The sequence below is a fragment of the Ornithinimicrobium sp. genome (assembly GCF_051004135.1).
Classification (GTDB): Bacteria; Actinomycetota; Actinomycetes; order Actinomycetales; family Dermatophilaceae; genus Ornithinicoccus.
Genome location: NZ_JBPCKQ010000082.1, coordinates 1 through 3,670, shown reverse-complemented (window position 1 = coordinate 3,670; position 3,670 = coordinate 1). Strand labels below are relative to the sequence as shown.

The 3,670-nt window shown below is 70.5% G+C and carries 5 protein-coding genes; 2 read left to right on the top strand and 3 right to left on the bottom strand.

Annotated features, from left to right (window positions below):
- Positions 1–14 precede the first annotated feature (14 nt).
- The 3 genes from ACR2FV_RS04800 to ACR2FV_RS04790 form a co-directional block, all read right to left on the bottom strand.
- The gene (locus ACR2FV_RS04800; protein ID WP_434014563.1) at positions 15–908 is read right to left on the bottom strand and encodes a hypothetical protein; all 894 of its coding nucleotides are present in this window, start codon (positions 906–908) and stop codon (positions 15–17) included.
- Positions 909–919: 11 nt separating this feature from the next.
- Positions 920–1,534 carry a hypothetical protein gene (locus ACR2FV_RS04795; RefSeq protein ID WP_434014562.1) on the bottom strand — a complete coding sequence of 205 codons (615 nt, stop codon included), beginning with the start codon at positions 1,532–1,534 and terminating at the stop codon, positions 920–922.
- 134 nt (positions 1,535–1,668) lie between these two features.
- Entirely contained in the window at positions 1,669–1,974 is a 306-nt protein-coding gene (locus tag ACR2FV_RS04790; protein ID WP_434014561.1) for a hypothetical protein, read from the bottom strand.
- A 160-nt stretch (positions 1,975–2,134) separates the two neighbouring features.
- Between ACR2FV_RS04790 and ACR2FV_RS04785 the strand changes: the two genes are divergently transcribed.
- Positions 2,135–2,551, top strand: a complete 417-nt coding sequence (locus tag ACR2FV_RS04785; RefSeq protein WP_434014560.1) for a hypothetical protein — start codon at positions 2,135–2,137, stop codon at positions 2,549–2,551.
- A 38-nt stretch (positions 2,552–2,589) separates the two neighbouring features.
- Positions 2,590–3,670 (top strand): M23 family metallopeptidase (locus ACR2FV_RS04780; RefSeq protein ID WP_434014559.1); only part of this gene is annotated, 1,081 nt, incomplete at its 3' end.

Genomic DNA, 3,670 nt, shown 5'->3' with positions numbered 1-3,670 from the left:
CCACGGGACATCGACTACACCGCGGTCTGCAGTTCTGGGGCACCGACGATTCGGGCCAATGCGGCTGGCGCGAGCGCAGCGAGTAGCAGTCCAAAGGTGCCGAAGATCAGCCGGTCGACGCCTTCGGGTTGGCGCATGACCGTGTTGGCGACCGCGAACATGGTCAGGACCGCCGCGTCGGCGAGCAGCACGGCGAACGCCAAAGACCAGGCGCGAACCTGGACCCGCCGCATGGGCGTCCAAACGGACAGGGCGTGGGCGACCGGCAGGAACACGATCATGGCGGCGAGCAGCACCGGCCGCATCGCCAAGGTGAAGTAGATCGCCAGCGACGTGAACACGATCACCAGCCCCGCCAGGAAGACGACGAAAAGCTCGACGCCGGTGTCGCGCTGCAGCGCGGAGTCCATCAGCACCTCCTGCAAGGGCACCAGCGGCGCGTCCACGCTGGTGCCGGAGGCATCCAGCGCGATCCGGCCAAGGTTGGACAGCGCCCCACCGATCGACAGCAGCAGCGCCCCGCCCGCCGAGGCGAGCATCCCGGCCATCAGCGCTCGGAAGATCGCCTGCACGATGCGCGTGGTGTTGCCCGTGATCATGCCAGCGACGACCTCGGCGATGAGGGTGGCGACCATCACCAGGGCGGCCAGCGCGTAGATCGGCAGGGCCGGGCCTTCCAGGACGGGCGTGTACCAGTCGCGGCTGACCGGGGCGGTCGAAGACTGCAGGGCGACCAGGTCCAGCGTCCAGAACGCGCCGCGCAGGATCCACACGGTCAGCTCGCCGCCGGCCTCGCGCAGCAGGCTCTGGGCCCACTCTTGGCCGGTCCAGGCCAGCCCGAGCACGCCGCCCAGCGCGACGACGCCCACCAGCACGAAGGGGATGGCGCCCTCCTCGTCGTGGAGCATGCCGTGTCCCTTCACGGCTGGCGCCCCACGGGGGGCAGTGGCAGCGGCCAGGTCGCCAGCGCATCTCGCAGCAGTGCACGTGTTCGTCCCGGCGCGGACGCCGTCGCCTGCACCAGCGGCGTGGGGCCCTCGACCGTGTCCAGGCCCGTGACCGTCCATGTCCGTCCGGTGCTGGTCAGATCGACCGTGGAAGTGGTGAACACCGCTCCGCCCGCGTCGCCGACTCCGACCACGGTCATCGCCCAGACCTCGACCTGCGCGAATGCCGCGGGGTGGTCGTAGGCGACGAGCTTGGCAGCCAGAGGGGCGAAGAAGTACATGCGGCGGCTCTCGGGCTGGCTTGCCCAGCCTGATAGCTCGAACTCGGTGCGAGCCGACTCCACCTGCCGTGCCTGGACCGCGGCCTGGGATTCGGTGAACACAACGGCGGCAACCTCGCCAAACCGTCCCGGGTCGAACACCACCTCGGCCTGTCCAGTTACCGCCACCGCGGTGACGGCAGCGGCGGTCGCTCCGTCCGGGGTGAGGGCAAACGCCCATGGGACACCGTCCACCAGCTCGGGCGCACCCCATGCGATCGCGACGCTCCGGTCATGGGAGTCGATGGGCAGTACGGACTGGCGCACGGACCCGGTCGGGCGGGTTAGACCCTGCCAGAGCAGCCAGCCACCCCCACCCAGTAGGAGAGCCACGAGCGCGGCAGCGCCCGTTAGCCACACCCGCTGCGACGCGGTTCGGTCGCCGTAGCCGCTCGGCATGGTCAGCTCCCCAGCCGGAACCCGGCGTTGACGATCGCCGAGGCGGCGCCCATCACTACCGCGCCGACGAACCCGCCGATCACCATGAACCGGCCCCACGTCACCCCCTGGGGGTGGGCTCGGTTCGTGGCCAGCGCCCAAGTCGCCCCACCGATGACCACCACCCCTGCCGCGAACAGCATCCCGGCCAAGGTCAGTCCGTTCAGCGCCGCGATGATCTGCTCGTAGTTGGGGATCCACTGCCGCCCCCGTGAGGGATCCATCGGCGGCACTACTTGGGCCAGCACACGCGCGCTCCAAGACGACATGTCGTACCTCCGTGTCCAGACCGGCGGCCCGGGCCGACAGCCGGAGCCGGTCAGGGAGTTGCCCCCCGCGTCGCCGGGTTGTGACTGGCGTTTCGCTACCCCCGCCGTCGTCACATTTTCGTGGTGCGTGTGGTGACTCCCTGCACGACCGGGAGGACCCATGCGAGACCTCGCGACCGTCGCGGTCGCCACGCTCACACTCGTCGGCTGCACCACCAGCCCAATTGCTATAGAGGATGGCCCGCCCGTCCGGCATGTCGCGCTCTCACGACTGCCCGAACAGCCCGCCCACGACCATGAGGTGCGGGTGGCCCAGCCACCAGGCCCGGTCGACCGCAGCGACCCGGTGGCGGTCGCCGTCGCGCTGATCGTGACCGGGCTGGCCGAGGAGGGCCTCGAGGTGGTGGACCTCGGCACCGACGCGTTTGTGGCGAACGCCGATGTTGCCACCGTGCGCATCGCCGCCACCCACCGCGCGGACGTGGCTGCAACGCCACACACTTCGGTTTATGAGCTCGACCTCATCTGCGACCCCGAAGGGTCCTGGCGTTTGGTCGACTCCCGGCAGGCGCAGTGATGCGCCGAAGCCTCGTTGCTGCCGCCATCGTCATCGTCGTGTTACCGCTAGGCCTGGTGGTGGCGATCACCACTGGTAGTGCCCATCCGCCGGTCGGGTTCGACCCAGCGTCCGTGGCGGGTGAGATTCCGGAGCCGATGCTGTCGGCCTACGTCGACGCTGCCGAGCGGTGGGAGATCGACTGGGCGCTGCTGGCCGCGATCGGCAAGCTCGAATGCGACCACGGCCGCTACCCAGCCCCTGGTTGCCGGCCACCCGGCACCGTCAACTTTGCCGGCGCGCGGGGGCCAATGCAGTTCCTCGGCTCCACCTGGCGCGCCTCCGCCGGGCGTTACGACATAGACGTGGCGGGCCCGCCGGTCCGTGACGGGCAGGGCTACGGAACCGACGGAGACGGCGATGGGATCGCCGACCCCTGGAGCCCGTTCGACGCCATCCACTCCGCCGCCCGCTACCTCGTCGCGCTCGGCGGCCGGAACGACCCGCGGCTCGCGGCCAAGGGCTACAACGCCGGCCCCGCAAACCCCAGCCCCACCGCCGGGGAGGGCTACGCCGCTCGTGCGGTTGAGCTGATCGCCCACTATCACCGGCTCGCTGGTCTCGGAGGGCCGGGCACACCGCGTGCGGCGGTCGTTCAAGACGGATATGCGCTGCCTTTCGCTCCGGCCGGACTGCACGCGGTCACCACTCACGCCAGCCCGTCTCGCGACCCGGAGTGGCAGCTCGTCAAGCCGCACCACTCCGGGCGGGTTGGGTCGGACATCTCGCTCGCGGTCGGCACGGCCCTGTACGCCCTGGTGGATGGGGACGTCGTCTGGGCGGGCGCATCCGGCGACTGCGGCTACGGGCTGGCCATCCGCAATCCGGGGCAGCAGGCCTCGATCACGTACTGCCACCTGTCAGCCATCGACGTCGCTGCCGGGCAGCAGGTTGATGCCGGTCAGCCCGTCGGCCGCTCGGGTGGCCAGCCCGGAACACGAGGTGCCGGCAACTCCACGGGACCGCACCGGCACTTGCACATAGACACGCCGTCCGGTCGCAGCTGCCCCCAGGCGCTGCTGCTCGGGCTGTGGCGCGGCTGGCCGGTCCCCACCATTGCGGGACTGCGCACCTCCGGGT